General features: G+C 62.6%; 17 protein-coding genes and 1 pseudogene. 10 read left to right on the top strand and 8 right to left on the bottom strand.

Annotation, left to right across the window (positions count from 1 at the left end):
• Window positions 1-87 precede the first annotated feature (87 nt).
• On the bottom strand, window positions 88-1008 hold the full coding sequence (locus BLS27_RS11475; protein ID WP_070571588.1) for a LysR substrate-binding domain-containing protein: 921 nt from the start codon (window positions 1006-1008) through the stop codon (window positions 88-90).
• Between the two features lie 154 nt (window positions 1009-1162).
• Between BLS27_RS11475 and BLS27_RS11470 the strand changes: the two genes are divergently transcribed.
• The 7 genes from BLS27_RS11470 to BLS27_RS11440 all read left to right on the top strand — a co-directional run bounded on the left by BLS27_RS11470 (window position 1163) and on the right by BLS27_RS11440 (window position 6494).
• Entirely contained in the window at window positions 1163-1939 is a 777-nt protein-coding gene (locus BLS27_RS11470; RefSeq protein WP_043206900.1) for a YqcI/YcgG family protein, read from the top strand.
• 2 nt (window positions 1940-1941) lie between these two features.
• On the top strand, window positions 1942-2571 hold the full coding sequence (locus tag BLS27_RS11465) for a LysE family translocator (protein WP_043206902.1): 630 nt from the start codon (window positions 1942-1944) through the stop codon (window positions 2569-2571).
• 39 nt (window positions 2572-2610) lie between these two features.
• Complete coding sequence (locus BLS27_RS11460; protein ID WP_090344819.1) at window positions 2611-3705, top strand: hypothetical protein; 1095 nt, start codon at window positions 2611-2613, stop codon at window positions 3703-3705.
• 190 nt (window positions 3706-3895) lie between these two features.
• On the top strand, window positions 3896-4558 hold the full coding sequence (locus tag BLS27_RS11455; protein WP_090344871.1) for a hypothetical protein: 663 nt from the start codon (window positions 3896-3898) through the stop codon (window positions 4556-4558).
• Window positions 4559-4651: 93 nt separating this feature from the next.
• On the top strand, window positions 4652-5353 hold the full coding sequence (locus BLS27_RS11450; protein WP_043207072.1) for an AzlC family ABC transporter permease: 702 nt from the start codon (window positions 4652-4654) through the stop codon (window positions 5351-5353).
• Window positions 5350-5664: an AzlD domain-containing protein gene (locus BLS27_RS11445; protein WP_043206906.1), complete on the top strand. Its 315-nt coding sequence runs from the start codon at window positions 5350-5352 to the stop codon at window positions 5662-5664. Before BLS27_RS11450 ends, BLS27_RS11445 begins: the two co-directional genes overlap by 4 nt.
• Window positions 5661-6494 (top strand): AraC family transcriptional regulator, encoded by an 834-nt coding sequence (locus BLS27_RS11440; protein ID WP_043206909.1) that lies wholly within the window; start codon window positions 5661-5663, stop codon window positions 6492-6494. The genes BLS27_RS11445 and BLS27_RS11440 overlap by 4 nt, the downstream gene beginning before the upstream one ends.
• Window positions 6495-6559: 65 nt before the next feature.
• Here BLS27_RS11440 and BLS27_RS23990 read toward each other — a convergent pair.
• A pseudogene (locus BLS27_RS23990) lies at window positions 6560-6683 on the bottom strand (MFS transporter); the annotation flags it as partial.
• A 255-nt stretch (window positions 6684-6938) separates the two neighbouring features.
• Here BLS27_RS23990 and BLS27_RS11435 point away from each other — a divergent pair.
• Window positions 6939-7166 carry a hypothetical protein gene (locus BLS27_RS11435; RefSeq protein WP_043206911.1) on the top strand — a complete coding sequence of 76 codons (228 nt, stop codon included), beginning with the start codon at window positions 6939-6941 and terminating at the stop codon, window positions 7164-7166.
• A gap of 118 nt (window positions 7167-7284) precedes the next feature.
• Here BLS27_RS11435 and BLS27_RS11430 read toward each other — a convergent pair whose 3' ends face one another.
• The 5 genes from BLS27_RS11430 to BLS27_RS11410 all read right to left on the bottom strand — a co-directional run bounded on the left by BLS27_RS11430 (window position 7285) and on the right by BLS27_RS11410 (window position 12798).
• Window positions 7285-7764, bottom strand: coding sequence for a copper chaperone PCu(A)C (locus BLS27_RS11430; RefSeq protein WP_070571594.1), 480 nt, complete (start codon window positions 7762-7764; stop codon window positions 7285-7287).
• The gene (locus BLS27_RS11425) at window positions 7764-8372 is read right to left on the bottom strand and encodes an SCO family protein (RefSeq protein WP_043206915.1); all 609 of its coding nucleotides are present in this window, start codon (window positions 8370-8372) and stop codon (window positions 7764-7766) included. Before BLS27_RS11425 ends, BLS27_RS11430 begins: the two co-directional genes overlap by 1 nt.
• A gap of 233 nt (window positions 8373-8605) precedes the next feature.
• Window positions 8606-9190 carry a Fe-S biogenesis protein NfuA gene (nfuA, locus tag BLS27_RS11420; protein ID WP_043206916.1) on the bottom strand — a complete coding sequence of 195 codons (585 nt, stop codon included), beginning with the start codon at window positions 9188-9190 and terminating at the stop codon, window positions 8606-8608.
• 58 nt (window positions 9191-9248) lie between these two features.
• A complete protein-coding gene (locus BLS27_RS11415; protein WP_090344817.1) occupies window positions 9249-10283 on the bottom strand; it encodes an acyltransferase family protein in 1035 nt (344 codons plus the stop codon).
• 214 nt (window positions 10284-10497) lie between these two features.
• Window positions 10498-12798, bottom strand: coding sequence for a fatty acid cis/trans isomerase (locus BLS27_RS11410; protein WP_043206919.1), 2301 nt, complete (start codon window positions 12796-12798; stop codon window positions 10498-10500).
• A gap of 173 nt (window positions 12799-12971) precedes the next feature.
• On the opposite strand from BLS27_RS11410, the gene metH reads away from it, so the two are divergent.
• Window positions 12972-16679 carry a methionine synthase gene (metH, locus tag BLS27_RS11405; protein ID WP_090344815.1) on the top strand — a complete coding sequence of 1236 codons (3708 nt, stop codon included), beginning with the start codon at window positions 12972-12974 and terminating at the stop codon, window positions 16677-16679.
• A gap of 159 nt (window positions 16680-16838) precedes the next feature.
• Window positions 16839-17057, top strand: a complete 219-nt coding sequence (locus tag BLS27_RS11400) for a DUF2970 domain-containing protein (protein WP_043206924.1) — start codon at window positions 16839-16841, stop codon at window positions 17055-17057.
• Between the two features lie 265 nt (window positions 17058-17322).
• Here the strand turns inward: BLS27_RS11400 and BLS27_RS11395 are convergent, their stop codons facing one another.
• Window positions 17323-18405 (bottom strand): ABC transporter substrate-binding protein, encoded by a 1083-nt coding sequence (locus tag BLS27_RS11395; RefSeq protein WP_043206926.1) that lies wholly within the window; start codon window positions 18403-18405, stop codon window positions 17323-17325.
• Window positions 18406-18583: the final 178 nt, after the last annotated feature.

Genomic DNA, 18583 nt, shown 5'->3' with positions numbered 1-18583 from the left:
TCTACCGCGCCGGGACGGGAGCGACTGTCTTGATTGCATGGGGCCATTCAATCCAGGGCGCGCCCGATCCGTGCGCTGGGCTTGTCATCAGCCGTAGAGGTAATCGATGTCCTTGTGAGCCAGTGGCGGCACCTGGCTGAGCAAGTAGTCCCGCAGGCGCTGCATGTGGCGCGCCTTGGGGCTGGACTTGAGCCACGTCATGTAATAGCCATCACCTGTGGCCACCGCGTGCTTGAACGGCGTCACCAGACGGCCCGCGGCCAGGTCGGCGCTGACCAGCACCAGGTCGACCACCGAGATGCCCAGGCCCTGCTGGGCCGCCGAAATACCTTGGTCGAGAGTGTCGAAAACCTGCCCCTGGTCGATGCTGATGTCCTGGGCGTCCATCCGCGCCAGCCAGCGCCGCCAGTCGCGCCGATCCGGCGAGGGGTGCAACAGGTCGCAATGCTGCAGCGCAGATAGCCCCGGCTCAGCGCCTTGAAGATACTCAGGATGGCACACCGGGATCAGCCACTCGTCGAACAGTTTCAGGCTCTCGACATCCGCGGCGAAGCGTCCATTGCCCAACAGGATGGCGCAGTCGTAGGGCTCGGAATAGAAGTCCACCGTGTCGATGTCCATCCAGACGCTCGACAACTGCACAGTGCAGCTATTGTCGATTTTCTTGAAGCCATCCAGCGCCTTGAGCAACCAGCGCACAGTGAGCGTCGAAGGCGCCTTCAGACGAAGGCCGTAGCGGTCCTGACGCAGTAAGGCGCAGGCGTTTTCGATGATCTTGAAACCCACCTTGAGCTCCTGGGCCAGCAACCGGCCATGCTCGGTCAGGCGCAGCTTGGGTCCGCGCCGCTCGAACAGGTCGCAGCCGAACATGGCCTCTAGGGTCTTGACGTGATGGCTTACCGCTCCCTGGGTCAAGGCCAACTCCTGGGCTGCTCGGGTGAAGGAGCCGTAGCGCGAGGCCACTTCGAAGGCGCGTAAGGCGTGGAGTGCTTGAATCCGTTCTGACATGGTCCTGCCCAAAGCATGAGTGAGACTAATAGTAGGTCATAGTTCCACACGTTTTACAACGTCGGAGGGTTCTCAGAAAATGCTGTTAAATCACAAATTTACAATGGAAACCGCATACATCTTGCTTAGATGTCACTGAATCTCTGGGGACACCATGTTTACGGGTTATGGAAATTGCTATCGCCTGGATGCGCTAGAGCTGGCCGCTGAACATATCCAAAAATGCCAACATTGGGCGTATCAAACCCTCGCACAGTTTCGTACTTTGCTCGGCCATCCCGACTTTCCCTGCCTGTTCGGCCGCAAGGCGGTCGCCGCCGGCACCTGCCATCTTGTCTTCGCGCGCGCGACGCAACTGGCGACAGACATTGCCCGAGGGCTCGCCGATTACGTGAGCATCCTCGAACCCATCCCGCTCAGGCAGCGCATCGGCAACCCCTTACTGGTGTTTCTCGAAACCGAGCCAGACAGCACGCTGGCCGAACAGCAGGCGCTGGCCTGGTCGGTGCTGCAACAAGTCCATGAACTGGACCCGCAACCCTGGCCTCGGACGCTACCCACAGACCCTCATGACAGCGGCTGGTCGTTCTGCTTCGCTGGCATGGCGCTGTTCATCAACATGAATTTCCCGGCCCACCGGCAAATGAAAAGCCGCAACCTGGGCGCGCACATCGCCTTCGTCATCAACCCGCGGGAGAGCTTCGACGAGGTCGCCAGCGCCGCCACCGAAAGCGGCCGTCGCATCCGTGCACGCATTCGCGAGCGGGTACGCCATTACAACGATGGCGTCGTACCCGATACCCTGGGCTTCTTCGGCCAGGAGGACAATTTCGAATGGCGCCAGTATCAACTCCAGGAACCGGGCTCGCTCAACCCTTCGCGCTGCCCATTCCATGCGCATGCAACACCTGAAACCCTGATCGAGAACTGACCGTGAACACCGCACTCACCGCCACCTATGCCCTCACCGTGCTGCTGCTGATCGCCACCCCTGGCCCAGTGGTGGCACTGATCGTCAATACCGCGGCTACCTCAGGCTCGCGCAAGGCGCTGTCGACCGCCATCGGCACCAATTGGGCTTCGCTTGTCCTGATCGCCGCCGCTGCCTGGATCATCATGACCAGCGCTGCGGTCGACAAGACCTGGCTCAGCGGCATGAGCCTGCTGGGCTGCCTGTTCATCGCCTACATCGCCATCACTACCCTTCGGGAAGCGCTGCAAGCGCCAGCCCTCGACGTGCCAGCGCAGGCCCCTGAACAGCCTGGACGCGGCGGGCTGCTCCAGGGGTTCATGGTGGGCATCTCCAACCCCAAGGACATCATCTTTTTCATTTCCTTCTTCCCGCAGTTCATCCAGATCACCGAATCGTTCGGCAAGAGCATGGTGGTGCTGTCGCTATTGTGGATTGCCATCGATTTCGCCGTGCTCAGCCTGTACATATTCGCCATCGGCAAGATCGCCTCGCAACGCAGCAACCGCATCATCACACTTGCCTCGGGCATTGCCCTGTTGCTGATCGCCCTTGCCGGACTGGCCTACAACATCAAGGAGCTGGCCGGCTGAACCGCGCCACCCTCGACCTCGCGTGCCAAAGGAGCGCCCATGAGACCGATCGACCATGACACGAACGTCCAGGGCAGCCCTCTTCCCCTGCAGCAGGACTATCAGCGCTTCCTGCTACTGGGCAGCCGTCGCGCACCGCATACCCTTTACATGCATGAACGAGGCTATCGCTCCGGCACCATCAACACCGACAGCCATGGCATGCGCTACAGCCATTGTGCCGACAGACGCTGCTCGGTGACCGAGCACAGCGGCGTCAAGCGGGTCAATCTGCTGGTAGGTGGTTCGACCACCCTGGGCATCGGCGCCAGCTCCGACAAACACACGATCGCCTCCTACCTGTCGGCGCTGACCGGCGAGGTCTGGCTGAGCCTGGCCGGCTGCGGCCTCAATGCCACTCAGGAACTGCTGATGTTCCTGACCCACCAACATCGCTTCACAGAGGTCGGCCACGTAGTCGTACTCAGCGGCCTGAACACCTTGGCACACGAGGCGTTGGGCGAAGTGCTGGCGGGCGATCACGAACAAGGGCACGCCCTGGCTTACCAGGACCTGCTCAACAGCTTCAACGAAGGCGTGCACACCGCCCATCCACCACCCGGCGAGTCGCTCTGGCGCCGCCTGGGCCAAGCCCTGGCGCCTCGCAGACAATCGCCGGCCCCCGCCTGGAAGCTGTCGCCCCCCGACAAACGCCTGGCACGCGCCGCCGACACCATCGGCCGCAGCCTGCAGCAGTGGGACCGCCTGCTGGGCGGTGGCTATGCCACCCTCACCTTCATCCTTCAGCCCCTGTTGCCCTGGTGCCGGGAGGCCATTCCACAGGGCGAGCAGCTCATGCTGCAGCACCTGCAACGCCAGCCGACGAACTTCGACCGCCTGCTGGCCGACGTCTTCGACAGCCAGTTGCACACGGACTTCTTTCGACGCATCAAGCAACAGGCCGCGCAGGTGCCCTGCTATGACATGAACTGCATGCTCAGCAGTTGCGCGATGTTCGACCAACCGTTGTTCGTCGACCGCCTGCATTTCAACGACTTGGGCAACAGTGCACTGGCCAAGGTGATCACCGCCAAGCTCGGGCTGGCCCAGGAAAAGCACGCCAATTATCGACCACCGCCCGTCAGGCTAGTCTGACAAAACAGGATTGGCCTTTCGGCAGGCAGCGTTGGGTGGCTAGAATACGGCGTCGTCGCTCTTGATTCGCTTGAGGTACATGCGTAACTGCCATGATGATCGAAGCCGTCCTGCCGTATCTGGCCCACCCTGGCCAGTCCGCCTGCGAGGCCTACCTGTGAACCGCGCCTTCTTCTGGTCGCCGTTGTTCATGGCCGTGCTGGCGCTCGACGCCCAAGCGCTGGAAGTACAGATCGACCCCCATGCCGATCTGCTCTACCGCCAGGCCCTGCCCCTCTTGGAGCAGGCCGACCTCCAGGACGACAGCCCCAGCCCACTGCGCACCTCGATTGGCAGCGACCCGGAACTCAGCCGCCAAGGCCAGGCCCTGGCGCGAACCCTACCCACCGCCGTGGCCTTGCTGAAAAAATCGGTGGCACTCAACCATCCGGTCGCCCAGTACCGCCTGGCGCTGTACTACATGACCTACCTGCCGACGGCGCAAATTCCGGATGCGGCCTGCCCGCTGCTCGAAGCCAGCCTGCAACAAGGATTCGCGCCACCCGCCCCGGCGATCGCGACCTGGTGCCCGCCTTACCACGCAAGCCCCGCCTACCGTCAGGCGCTGGAAGCGATCCCCAGCATGGCCACCCGTTATGCCGCCTATTACCCTCAGCCTGCGATACGGCTGGCCTGCAACCGCAGTCAACCCCAAGGCCTGGAAATGCAGTGGGGGCGCCAGCGGGACTACCAGGCGGAGGTGTATCGTCTGCTCGGCGACCTCGATCCTCAACAACGCCAGACCTTGCTGCAAAAGGCAGTGGACATCAATGGCTGCGCCGCAGCCCAACGACACCTGACCAGCAAACGCTAGACTCGCTTAGCAAGGGGCAGGCAGCAAGAATGTTCAAGCCATGCCCCATCCGCTCTGGCATGCTGGACTGCCTTGCCGATTCAAGTCACCACCATGCCCTGCAGCCCACCTGTCGCCCGCCAAGCATTCCTCCATGGCGCCATCGCCATCATGCCCTTATCCCTGGCCGTAGCCCCCTGGGGCCTGCTCGCCGGTTCCATGGCCATCGAGGCCAACCTCAGCGCCTGGGAGGGCCAAGGGCTGTCGGCCATCGTTTTCGCAGGGGCCGCGCAATTGGTAGCGATCGGCATGCTCAAGGGCGGTGCCAACCTGTTCTCGATCCTGCTCACAACCTTGTTGCTGACTTCCCAACATTTGCTCTACGGCCTGAGCATGCGTCCGGTGCTGTCCGGCCAGCCGCTGCGCTGGCGCCTGGGGCTGGGCTTTCTGCTCACCGATGAATTCTTTGCCCTGACCAGCCGCTACGACCAACAGCAGTTCAACCGCTGGTACGCCCTGGGCGTCGGCCTGACGTTCTATGTGGCCTGGAATCTGTTCACCCTGGCCGGCATCCTGCTAGGCCAGAACATTCCACACCTGGACCAGCTGGGCCTGGACTTTTCCATCGTCGCCACGTTCGTCGCGTTGATCGCACCGCTGGTGCGCAACCTGCCGACAGTGGTGTGCGTGGCGGTGTCGCTGTTGTGTTCGGTGCTGTTCAGCCACTGGCATTGGGAGACCGCTCTGGTCGCCGCCGGCCTGCTGGGCATGAGCGCCGGCTTCGCTTGCCAGAAACTCACCGGAGGCCGCTCATGACCTGGCTGCTGATCTTCGCCATGGGCCTTGTGGTGTTTCTTAACCGCTACGCTTTCCTGGAACCGCGCCTGCCCCTGCGCCTGAGCTCCAATGCCCGGCAATTCTTGGGCTTCGCCGTACCTGGCATGCTGACGGCCATCTGCGGGCCGATCATCTTCCTGCCTGGGCATCAACTGGACCTGAGCCTCACCAACCCCTACCTGCTCGGCTCACTGGTGGCCATCGCCCTGGTGCTGTTGACCCGCAGTGTGTTGCTGAGCATGCTGGTGAGCATGTTGATCTTCTTCCTCCTGCGCAGCTGGCTGGCATGAACACGCCCCCGCGCGAACAGACCCACCTCTGGCAAGCCCCGGCACTGGGCGATGTGGAAATGCTGCACGCGCGGTATTTCCAGCAACGCTTCGCCCCCCATGTGCATGAAGGCTACGTGTTCACTGTGATCGAGTCCGGCGCCCAACGATTCTGGCATCGTGGCAGCGAGCACCTGGCACCGGTGGGCAGCATGGTGCTGATCAACCCGGACGAGTTGCACACCGGCGCCACGGCACACGAGGCAGGCTGGCGCTATCGTGGCTTCTACCCCGAGCACGAACGGGTCACCGGCGTGCTCGACGAGCTGGAGCTGGGTCGCCATGGCATGCCGCACTTCAAGGACAGCGTGATCCAGGACCCCGCCTTGGCCGCCCTGTTCAGCGAGTTGCATCGGCTGTCGGAGTCCGACGCAAGCGCCTTGGAACAACAGACCGCCTGGCGCCAGGCAGTCCTGGCGCTGGTACAACGCCATGGCCACGGCGCCGAGGCGCCCGCCCCCGGCAACGAACCGCGCGCTGTGGCCCGCGCCCGCGAACTGCTCGAAAGCCAGCTGGCCGACCCACCGTCGCTCGAAGCCTTGGCCGCAGCGGTCAACCTCTCCCCCTTCCACTTCGCCCGGGTGTTCCGCCAGGCCACCGGCCTGCCACCCCACGCTTGGCTCAAGCAGCGCCGCCTGTCCCGCGCCCGAGAGCTGCTCAAGAGCGGCCTCCCCGCCTCAGAAGTCGCCTTCGCCCTGGGTTTTGCCGACCAGAGCCACCTCAGCAGGCAATTCAAGCAGGCCTATGGCGTGACGCCGGGGGCGTATCGGCAGGCGTGTCGGTTCGTTTAGCACCCGGTCACACAGTTCAAAAAGGCAGCTCCAATTGCAGGCGGGTCAATGCCTTGCGTCGCCCCCCAATAGCGCAACACAAGACGCACCGAGGTGTGTCGATTGAACCCTGGTGTAGAGCAGGCCGCCCAGCACGGTACCCGTGGCCAGCAGCGAGAAAACGTAGCCAACCGCCGCCTCCGAGGAGAACCACGCGCTCAAAACATTGTAAACAACATCTGCCCCACACCACTTCCTACAGACGCCTCGCACTCCGAACAAGACCCATATAGAGAGGATGAAGACCGTCTTACCCAAGCCGTGTATATATGCCATTCAATGGATAATGCAGTCGTTGTGCATCGCGCGAGACGTGAGGGTGATGCGCAGTGAGTACCTAGCCCCCACATCAGGCAGGAGCCCCACCCCCTGCTACACTGAAAGGGCTGAACGGAGGAACCTGCCATGTCCGATAGAGAGCTCACCACCCTCCTGACGCTGATGAACCAGCGCCAAGCCTGTCTGAGCAGTGCCTGCAAGGAGATTGCCGACTGGATCGACCGGCAGGGCGATGTGCCCGCGGCTGGCAAGATCCGCGCCAGCCTCAAGGCACTGGAGGCCGAAGACGCCCAGGTACGCAAGACCTTGACCTCGCTGACCATCGAGCGACCGTTGCCGAGGTTTCGTAGCTGAGCAGTATTTGTAATGTCGATCGGGGCGCTTTGGCGCCCCTTTTATGTAGCAAGGCCGCGCCCACACGGTGGGAGCGGCCTTGTGTCGCGTTGGGCTGCGCGGCAGCCCATGCCACCGATCAGTGCATGTGCGCGTGATCATGCCCGGCTTCAGCCCCCAGCGGGCGAACCGGTGCCTGGATTTCCAGGGTCTGCTTTGTTCCCTTGGCATCTTCGATGGTCAGGGTCAGCGGCACCTGCTCGCCTTCCTTGACCTGCTGGGTCAGGCCCATGAGCATCACGTGGTAGCCGTTAGGATCGAGGGAGACCGCTTTACCGGCGGGCAGGTCGACGGCCTTGACCTCCCCCATGCTCATCACGTCGCCCTTCATGCTCATCTCGTGGATCTGTACGGTCTTGGCGACCGGCGAGGCCACGCTGAGCAGCTTGCTGTCGGTGTCGGCAGTCAGCGTCATGAACGCGCCAGTGGACTGCTGGTGCGGCACGCTGGCGCGAACCCAGGCATCACTCACGGTGGTCTGGGCCAGGGCCGGCAAGGCCAGGCCCATCATGGCCAGAACGGCCAGCGCACGTTTGGCAGGTTGCAGTGAAACAGCCATTAGCAAATCTCCATCAGGGTGACCAGGTCTTCGGCGCATTCCTTGGCGGTCAGGGAATGGCCAAGACTCAAGCGCAGAGTGCCACGCGTGTCATAGACGTAGCTGGTGGACGAATGAGAGACGGTGTAGGTATCGCCGGCGGGGACCTTCTCGTAGAACACCTTGAATTCCTTGGCCACCTCGGCGATTTCCTCGGGGGTGCCGGTCAGGGCGGTGAACGACGGGTCGAAGGCCTTGACGTAGGCATCGAGCACTTCTGGGGTATCACGCTCCGGGTCCAGGGTGATGAGCACCACCTGGAACAGGTCGCGGTCGCGGCCCCTGAGCAACTTCCTGATTTGCGCCGCGCGCGCCATGGCGGTCGGGCAGACAGCCGGGCACTGGGTGAAGCCGAAGAAGATCATCGGCATGGAGCCATAGAAGCTCGACAGGGTGCGCTCGTTCCCTTGGGTGTCCTTCAGGCGGAATTTGCGCCCGAGGATTTCGTTGCTCATGTTCTTGCCGTACTTGAACTCGAGCCCCCGGGCCGGGTTGCAACCGGCCAGCAGGCCAAGCCCCAGAACGCCCATCCCGGCGACGACAGCACGCCGGGTCAGTAAATCAGTCATGGAACCATCCTTTATAGGGAAGGTGCCGGCCCCTGGGATGGGCCGACGAAAAAACCGAGGCATTCTGGCATGACACCCCAGGGGCATCCACCCGACGAAGGAGGGATCGGCCTGCAGCCCTTGAAATCCGGGCTGCGGCCTGTTGTCGCAGGGCTTGATTCCGTAACACTTTGTTGCTAAGTGCAACATCTTGCAAAGAGAACGCTGGATGAACCCACGCCAGGCAGCATGGATCAGTAGTAGGCGTTTTCCTTGTTGCTGTGGTCGGTCACGTCACGCACACCCTTGAGCTCCGGGATACGCTCGAGCAGGGTGCGCTCGATGCCGTCCTTGAGGGTGACGTCGGCCTGGCCGCAGCCTTGGCAGCCGCCGCCGAACTGCAACACGGCGATGCCGTCATCGACCACATCCACCAGGCTCACGGCGCCGCCGTGGCTGGCCAGTCCCGGGTTGATCTCGGTCTGCAGGTAATAGTTGATGCGCTCGTTGAGCGGGCTGTCCTCGTTGACCATCGGCACCTTGGCGTTGGGTGCCTTGATGGTGAGCTGACCACCCATGCGATCGGTGGCGTAGTCGACCAGCGCGTCCTCCAGGAACGGCTCGCTGACCGCATCGATGTACGCGGTGAAGCTCTTCAGGCCCACGGCCGTGTCGTCGGGCTTCTCCTCGCCTGGTTTGCAGTAGGCAATGCAGGTTTCAGCGTACTGGGTACCCGGCTGGGTGATGAAAATGCGGATGCCGATGCCCGGGGTGTTCTGCTTGGACAGCAGATCGGCCAGGTAATCATGGGCGGCGTCGGTAATGGTTATAGCGCTCATGGAAGTTCCTCACAGACTTGTCGGCAAGTGTACGCCAACCTGGCCCCCGAACAAAGTCCTAGTATTTGACTCGGGAAAGCGCCAGCACCTGGGCTGGCTCCCTGTCTTCACGCAACCAGGCCTGCATACGCCGGTACAGGCCGCGCTCCAGCCAGTGGAAGCTGAGCCACGACATTAGTCCAATGGACAGCACGCAGACGGCAAACACCGCATAGGGATTCAAGCCCAGGCGCTGACTGGCGAACCAGCCGCCATAGAGCACCAGCACGTGAATCAAGTACACCGAATAGGAGCAGTCGCCCAGTGCCTTGAGCACCCGGTTGCCATGGAAATACGGCTCCAGTGCGACAAACGCCAACACTACCAACGCACTCGGCACGCCCCAGTGCAGCAGGCGCACGGAGGCATCCAGCTGATACAAGGCATACCCCGCCAACCCCAGTACCATCAGCGGCAACCACAGCCCTTCGCGCACCAGCCCGCGGCGGTACAGCACGCCAATGCCGATGCCCAGCAAGAACTCGTAGATGATGCCGTTGCTGTAGAAGCGGCTCAGTACGCCCATGCGTCCAAGCACCTCACTGACCATCAACAGAGCTGCGCTCACCAGCAACAGATGGTGTCGCCGTCGCACCAGGAAGGCCAGGCCGAACAACAGGTAGAAGAACATCTCGAAGTTCAGCGTCCAGCCGACGTTGAGTGTCGGATACAAGCCGTAGCCGCCGGGGTTCTCCGCCGGGATGAACAACAGTGACAGCAGCAGATGCTGCCCGTCGAACACTTGGTGCGGCATCCAGCGACTGGCCACCAGCAACAGCAAGGCCATCAGCAATGTGTAGAACCAATAGGCAGGAACGATGCGCAGCACCCGATTGAGCAGGAACTGCCCGGGCGCGATAGGTTTGTCGCGGGTCGAGAGGTATATCACCAGCCCGCTGATGACGAAGAAGATATCCACGCCCACGGCGCCTCGTTCGGCGAGCAGTCGGCCGATCGGCCCGGTAGCGTGGAAGTCGAAGAAGATCTGCATGAAGTGGTGGCAGACCACCACCCAGGCGGCGAATGCCCGGAGAGCCTGAAGCGAATACAGCATGCCGGTTCCTGCGGTTTTCGGTGCATTGAGGCCCCGATCGAACGCAGCGGCGCGCACTGCGCGCTCGTCGAAGCTAAACCCGCTTGCGCACGGCTTGCGGCGAAACCGTGGGAGCGGGTTTACCCGCCAAGGGCTGCCACGCAGCCCCCGCGATGGATCAGGACCACCCGGCAGGTCCGACCGCAACGTATCCGAAAAGGTCAGCCCGACCCGATCAAAGGTTCTCGTAGCGGTTCATGTCCAGCACACCCGCTTCCACAGGCTCGGTCTCCTTGATGAACGTGTTCAGGTCATGGAAGTAGCGCCAGAACTCAGGGTGGCTGCGGCGCACGCCCCAGCGCATGACGATCCGCTCGAACTTGGCCGTATCGTCGCGGGCAGCCTCCATGTCCTCGACGAACTCCGGTACATCCTGGGTCGGGATGTTGAAGATGAAGTTCGGGTAGCTGCTGAGCACGCCCGGGTACAGGGTCAGCGTGTCCAGGCCTGGCTGGTAGCGATAGGCCTCGCCGAGCAGGAAGGCGACGTTGCTGTGGGCGCGGTTGCGCAACAGGCTGTAGACCTGGCGCTGGCCGCCCTGCCCTTCGATGCGCAGCAGGGTCGCCTCGGGCAACTGGTTGATCACCTTGAGCCCGGCAGCCGGGCGCGAGACCAGGCGGCTAAGACTCTGCTCGGCATCTTGGAACTCGGCGCTCATCTGCGGACGCGAGCAATGGGCACCAGTGCAGCGGTTGATCGGATCGGGCGCCGCGTTGAGGCTACCAGTGCGTTGCAGCAATTTGAGGCCGAAATCACGCTTGGGATTTGCCTCGTCCAGCTTCAGCGCACTTGGTGTACTGGTGTCGATGTCCTCGTAGTCGAGCCACATCTTTACCTTGCCGCTGTTCTGGTACCAGTCGCTCAGGATCGCGCCGCGCTGGTCGGCCGGCATCAGGCGCAGGAAGTTGATCTCGGCACCATTGCGGATCAGGTCGAAGTACAGGCGGGTCTGCAACTGGTGCGAGACGTTGCCGAATACATCGAAGTTCACCGCCAATTGATAGTAGGTGCGCTCGAACAGCGGGTAGTCGAACAACCAGGTGGTCAGCGGCACGTCGCCGATCAGGCCCTTGCTCACCGACGCGCTGTCGAAGTGGCGGAAGATGGTCAGCAGCGCATTGTCATTGCCCGCCCACAGGGTCGACCAGCTCGGTGCAGGCATCTGGGCATAAGCTTCGCGACGCAGCTTCTCGTACTCGTTGCGCTTGTCGCGATAGGCATGCCACAGACTCAGCACACTGCCCACGTCGTCGATCTGCCCAGGCATCGCCAGCAGCGGTGTCGCCTTGCCGCGGTACTCGGCATCGGTGATGTAGCGGTCATGGGCCGGCTCCTGGAACAGCGCCCAGAAGTTGTCGCGAATCACATCGGTGGCGATCTGCCCACGACACACCGGGCCACGGATGAAGGTGCGCACGAAGTATTCGGCGTTGTCCAGCATGAACTGGTAGCGCGCCACCGCCGGGATCGCCTCGAAGGTCTCGAACGGGTTGGAGCGGTGGCGCGGGCCGTACCCCGGCAGTGACGTGGCGTGCCAGTCGCCGCTGTAGAACAGTTGCTTGACGCGCTTGAGCTTCTGCGGGCCCATCGGGTAGGTGATGTGGGTCTTGTGCACGATCACACCCTGTACCGGGATCAGGCGGTAATAGAAGTCAGTGCCGGGCGGGTCGTTGGGCCTGCGGGTGGCGATGATGTCCACCGGCTTGCCGCTTGGGGTGCGCGAACGCACCCACTGGAAGAAGTGCCCCGGCTCGCCCCCGGTGAAATAGACATGCGCCAGGAACAGATGCTCGTACAGCCAGCGGCCCACCAGGGCCTCGGTGGAACCCGGACGGTTGAGCAGCTCTTCCCATTCGGCGATCTGCCGGGACTCGATGGCGCTGGGCTGGATCGGCTGGTATTCGACCGGCGCACCGGCCGCCAGCCAGCGCTGCAGGGTCTGGTACTCGGCATCGGTGAGCCCGGTGACAGCTAGCGGCATCCCCTCCTTGGGGTGGGCACCGGCGTAGGCGTCGAACTCATGGGGCAATGGGCACATGTTGTTACGGTTGAGCCCCAAGACGATCTCCTCGGGCAGCTTGGCGTTGGGCGTCAGCGGCGTTTTGTGACCCAGCTCGAGCATACGTGCCATCAACGCGGCCTGGCTGCCCTGGTTGTCGAGCACCGAATAAAAGCCCATCTTGCGCCAGGCCTGCTCGTCGTGGGCGTCATAGAACAGCCGCGTGGTGGGCACCGCCTTGCTGCGCTCCCCCTGGTACACCGGCGTCTTGGAAGCACCGCGCACTGCACCTTCTGGGCTTTCCAGCTTGAGCTGGCAGGCCGCGTCGTTGCATGCATGGCAGGCCACGCACTTCTCAGTGAAGATCGGTTGAATGTCCCGGGTGTACGAAATCGCCGGGCTCGATTGAGGGGCTTGCCCGAACGCCACGCCGCTGATGAGCAGGGCGAAAGCGCCAGCAAGTAAACGATGCACCATGTGCCGAATGTCCTGATTCCTGAAAGCCATCACGATTGCCTGACCGGTCCTTGGGTGCTTTGGCGCGCTCACCAACATGAAGGAAATTCATGCAAATGGCCGGCACGCCTAAAATCCGTGCAGCTTTGTTATTATTCAGCACCTTCCGAAATTCGCCCGACCAGGTAGTTCCTATGTCCGACCGCAGCGCTCGTTTCCAAGCACTCCAGCAAGCACTCAAGGAGCGCATACTGATCCTCGACGGCGGCATGGGTACTATGATCCAAAGCTACCGCCTCGAGGAACACGACTATCGTGGCACGCGCTTCGCCGATTGGCCAAGCGACGTCAAGGGCAACAACGATTTACTGCTGCTCACCCGCCCCGATGTCATCGCCTCGATCGAGAAAGCCTACCTCGACGCCGGCGCCGACATCCTCGAGACCAACACCTTCAACGCCACGCAGATTTCCCAGGCCGACTACGGCATGGAAGCGCTGGTGTACGAGCTCAACGTCGAAGGCGCGCGCATCGCCCGCCAGGTGGCCGACGCCAAGACACTGGAAACCCCGGACAAGCCTCGCTTCGTCGCTGGCGTGCTCGGCCCTACCAGCCGCACCTGCTCGATCTCCCCGGACGTCAACGACCCGGGCTATCGCAACGTCACCTTCGACGAGCTGGTCGAAAACTACACCGAGGCCACCCGCGGCCTGATCGAAGGCGGCGCCGACCTGCTGCTGATCGAGACCATCTTCGACACCCTCAACGCCAAAGCGGCGATCTTCGCCGTGCAGCAAGTGTTCGAGGAAGACGGCGTCGAATTGCCGATCATGATCTCCGGCACCATCACCGACGCCTCCGGCCGTACCCTGTCGGGCCAGACCACCGAGGCGTTCTGGAACTCGGTGCGCCACGCCAAGCCAATCTCCGTAGGCCTGAACTGCGCCCTGGGCGCCAAGGACCTGCGCCCCTACCTTGAAGAGTTGGCCACCAAGGCCGACACCCACGTCTCGGCCCACCCCAACGCCGGCCTGCCCAACGCCTTCGGCGAGTACGACGAAACCCCGGCTGAAATGGCCGCGGTGGTCGAGGAATTCGCTGCCAGTGGTTTTCTCAACATCATCGGCGGTTGCTGCGGCACCACCCCGCCGCACATCCAGGCCATCGCCGAGGCCGTGGCCAAGTACAAACCACGCGAAATTCCGGACATCCCCAAGGCCTGCCGCCTGTCGGGTTTGGAGCCGTTCACCATCGATCGCCAGTCGCTGTTCGTCAACGTGGGCGAGCGCACCAACATCACAGGTTCCGCCAAGTTCGCCCGCCTGATCCGCGAGGAGAACTACACCGAAGCACTGGAAGTGGCCCTGCAGCAGGTCGAGGCCGGCGCGCAGGTGATCGACATCAACATGGACGAAGGCATGCTCGATTCGAAGGCTGCCATGGTCCGCTTCCTCAACCTGATCGCGGGCGAGCCGGATATCTCCCGGGTGCCGATCATGATCGACTCCTCCAAATGGGAGGTGATCGAAGCGGGCCTCAAGTGCATCCAAGGCAAGGGCATCGTCAACTCGATCTCCATGAAAGAAGGCGTCGAGCAGTTCAAGCACCATGCCCGCCTGTGCAAGCGCTACGGCGCCGCCGTGGTGGTGATGGCCTTCGACGAGGTCGGCCAGGCCGACACCGCCGCGCGCAAGAAGGAAATCTGCCAGCGCAGCTACGACATCCTGGTCAATGAAGTGGGCTTCCCGCCGGAAGACATCATCTTCGACCCGAACATCTTTGCCGTGGCCACCGGCATCGAGGAACACAACAACTATGCCGTGGACTTCATCGAAGCCTGCGCCTACATCCGCGACCATCTGCCATTCGCCCTGTCGAGCGGCGGCGTGTCCAACGTGTCGTTCTCCTTCCGCGGCAACAACCCGGTGCGCGAGGCGATCCACTCGGTATTCCTCTACCACGCCATCAAGAACGGCCTGACCATGGGCATCGTCAACGCCGGCCAACTGGAAATCTACGACGAGATCCCGGCGGCGCTGCGCGAGAAGGTCGAGGACGTGGTGCTCAACCGCACCCCGCACGGCACCGACGCACTGCTGGCGATTGCCGACGACTACAAGGGCGGCGGCGCGACCAAGGAAGTGGAAAACGAACAGTGGCGCACGCTGCCGGTGGAAAAACGCCTGGAGCATGCGCTAGTCAAAGGCATCACCGCCTTCATCGTCGAGGATACCGAGGAGTGCCGCCAACAGTGCGCGCGCCCCATCGAGGTCATCGAAGGGCCGCTGATGAGCGGCATGAACGTAGTTGGCGACCTGTTCGGTGCCGGCAAGATGTTCCTGCCTCAGGTGGTCAAGTCCGCCCGAGTGATGAAGCAAGCCGTGGCCCACCTGATCCCGTTCATCGAAGCCGAGAAAGGCGATACCCCCGAGGCCAAGGGCAAGATCCTCATGGCCACGGTCAAGGGCGACGTGCACGACATCGGCAAGAACATCGTCGGCGTCGTGCTTGGCTGCAACGGTTATGACATCGTCGACCTGGGCGTGATGGTGCCAGCGGAGAAGATCCTGCAGACCGCCCGAGAGCAGAAATGCGACATCATCGGCCTCTCCGGCCTGATCACCCCGTCGCTGGACGAAATGGTCCACGTCGCCCGCGAAATGCAGCGCCAAGGCTTCGAGCTGCCGCTGATGATCGGCGGTGCCACCACCTCCAAGGCCCATACGGCGGTCAAGATCGAACCCAAGTACTCCAACGACGCGGTGGTCTACGTCACCGACGCCTCGCGTGCGGTGGGCGTGGCCACTCAGCTACTGTCGAAGGAACTCAAGCCGGCCTTCGTCGAGAAGACCCGCCAGGAATACGTGGAAGTCCGTGAGCGCACCGCCAACCGCAGCGCCCGCACCGAGCGCCTGGGCTACGACCAGGCCATCGCCGCCAAGCCTCAGTATGACTGGGCCGGCTACACCCCAGCGGTGCCCTCCTTCACGGGCGTCAAGGTGCTCGAGGACATCGACCTGCGCGTACTGGCCGAATACATCGACTGGACGCCGTTCTTCATTTCCTGGGACTTGGCCGGCAAATTCCCGCGTATCCTCACCGACGAAGTGGTCGGCGAGGCCGCTACCTCGCTGTACAACGATGCCCGCGAGATGCTCGACAAGCTGATCGACGAAAAGCTCATCAGTGCCCGTGCGGTCTTCGGCTTCTGGCCGGCCAACCAGGTCGAGCATGACGACATCGAGGTCTACGGCGACAACGGCGAGAAGCTCGCCACCCTGCACCACCTGCGTCAGCAGACCATCAAGCCGGACGGCAAGCCGAACTTCTCCCTGGCCGACTTCGTCGCGCCCAAGGACAGTGGCGTGACCGATTACGTCGGCGGTTTCATCACCACCGCCGGTATCGGTGCCGAGGAAGTGGCCAAGGCCTACCAGGACAAAGGCGACGACTACAACTCGATCATGGTCAAGGCCCTGGCCGATCGCCTGGCCGAAGCCTGCGCCGAGTGGCTGCACGAGCAGGTCCGCAAGCAGTACTGGGGTTATGCCAAGGACGAACACCTGGACAACGAAGCGCTGATCAAGGAGCAGTACAGCGGTATTCGCCCTGCTCCTGGTTATCCGGCCTGTCCGGACCACACCGAGAAAGCCACGCTGTTCCGCCTGCTCGACGGCACAGCCATCGGCGAGACCGGGCCGAGCGGTGTGTTCCTTACCGAACACTTCGCCATGTTCCCGGCAGCGGCGGTCAGCGGCTGGTACTTCGCTCACCCGCAGGCGCAGTACTTCGCCGTGGGCAAGGTGGACAAAGACCAGATCGAGCGCTACAGCGCGCGCAAGGGCCAGGACATCAGCGTCAGCGAGCGCTGGTTGGCACCGAACCTCGGTTACGAGAGCTGATCTGCTAGGCGGCCGCGCTGCGGCACTCTCGCGGGTAAACCCGCTCCCATAGGGTTCACAGTGATCCTTGTGGGAGCGGGTTTACCCGCGAAGACCTGCGCAGCGTCCACAGGCCTGTCTACACTGTCGTGTGATTGTCTCTGTTTTCAGGAGCCCTTCATGGATGACAACGACCCCGGCAAACCGCCCACCTTCTGGCAGATGCTTCACAGCATCCTCGCCGCCGCCTTCGGCGTGCAGAGCGGCAAGAACCGCGCGCGCGACTTCACCCATGGCAAGGCCAGTCACTTCATCGCACTGGGCACCTTGTTCACCCTGGTGTTCATCCTCGCACTGATCGGCCTGGTGCAATTGGCCATGCACCTGACCGCCCGCTAGAACGCAAGCCGCCCGCGGATATCCCTTCCGCGGGCGGTTCCGGTTTGCTCAAGGTCTGAAGATCGGCGCTATTGGTGGCTGACCCAATACACGGCGGCCACGACGACCAGGACGATCAGGCAGAGGATCGCCCAGGCGTCGACAGTGCTGTCAGCTTTGCGCAACTTGGTCGAGTTTCCCATTGCATTGCCTCTTGTAGTGGTTATGGGAATGCACTTCAACCAGCAGTTAAGCCCAGCAATGGCCTTCTCTCAAGCAAGGTCTTTCAATAGTCGACAGGCTTGGCCAAAAACGGATAACGAAAACCTTCCGGTCGCCCTTCTGCGCTGTAGCGCAGAAAATCCACCCCCATGTCGTCGCAGCTTTCAAGCAACTTGAGCCAGCGGCGGGCCTTGGCCTGGTCGAAGGACTGCAACACCGGCATCGTGTGCGCTTGCAGACCATCACGATTGATCGCCAGCCCCAAGGCATCGTCATGCAACATCACCATGGCCCAGCCGCCCAAAGTGAAATGCCCGCCCATCAGCACACTCAGACGCCCATCGATTCGCGCGCGCAGCGCTTCGGGAGAGCTGTTGATGGCGCCGAAGATCACATCACGCCCAGGCGTGCGTCCCTTCTCTTCAAATGCCTGCATGGCACCGAAAGCCATCTCGTCGTTGGCAGACCACACCAACTGCGTATCCGGATAGCGCTCTGCCAGCAACTGGGCCTGTTCATAGGCGCGCTTGCGACTCCAGCCGCCATAGACCACCTGGCGCAGGCGCACCTGGGGGAAGTCCGCCAGGGCTTGGCGCATGCCTTGCTCGCGCAATTGGGAGGCCGGGGTGGTCTTGACCCCGGCGAACGCCACCAGGTCCACCGGTCCCGGACCTGGCGGCAGCATGGCAACCATCTGCCGCAGCATCTGGTAGCCCGCCTGCTCGTCGTTGGCAGTCAGGGTGCCCAGCACCTGCGCATAGCGGTCCGGCTGAGCCTGAATGCTGCGCGCCTGGGTTTCGGTCAGGCCGTTGTTGACCAGGAACAACTTGACGCCAAGCCCCTGTGCCAGGCGGATGATTTCCGGGGCCAGGTATTGCTCGTTGACCAAGACCAGGTAGTCCGGGCGCTGGGGCCCGGTCAGCACCGCGCGGGCCTGGGCCAGCGCCAGGTCCGTGCGCCGCTCGCTGTATTCGATGCGCAAGTCCATGCCCAGCTCCTGCGCGGCCGCCTGCATGAAGCGCGAGTAGCCGACCCAGAAAGCCTCATGGGAAAAGCCCGGGTTGAGGAACACCACGGAGGCGGCCTGCGCGTTCGCTGCTGCCAGGAGCAAGCTCAGCGACAGGGCCTGGCACAAGGCCTTGAGCATTCGATGACATCCGTTGCGAAACAAACGCGCGAGTATAAACGGACGGGGCCTGAAGGCGGGCAAATGCCAGTGGATCTCACTTAGTCCTATTGGTTCTTTTCATATGCAAAAACATCACTTTAGCGCATAAACACAACCTGATATCGTGCTCCGGCTCCGAAGCGGAGTGCGCGGCCGT

It is taken from the genome of Pseudomonas guariconensis (assembly GCF_900102675.1).
Taxonomy (GTDB): Bacteria; Pseudomonadota; Gammaproteobacteria; order Pseudomonadales; family Pseudomonadaceae; genus Aquipseudomonas; species Aquipseudomonas guariconensis.
Note: the sequence above shows the minus strand (reverse complement) of the source record. Positions and strands in the feature narration are given on the sequence as shown.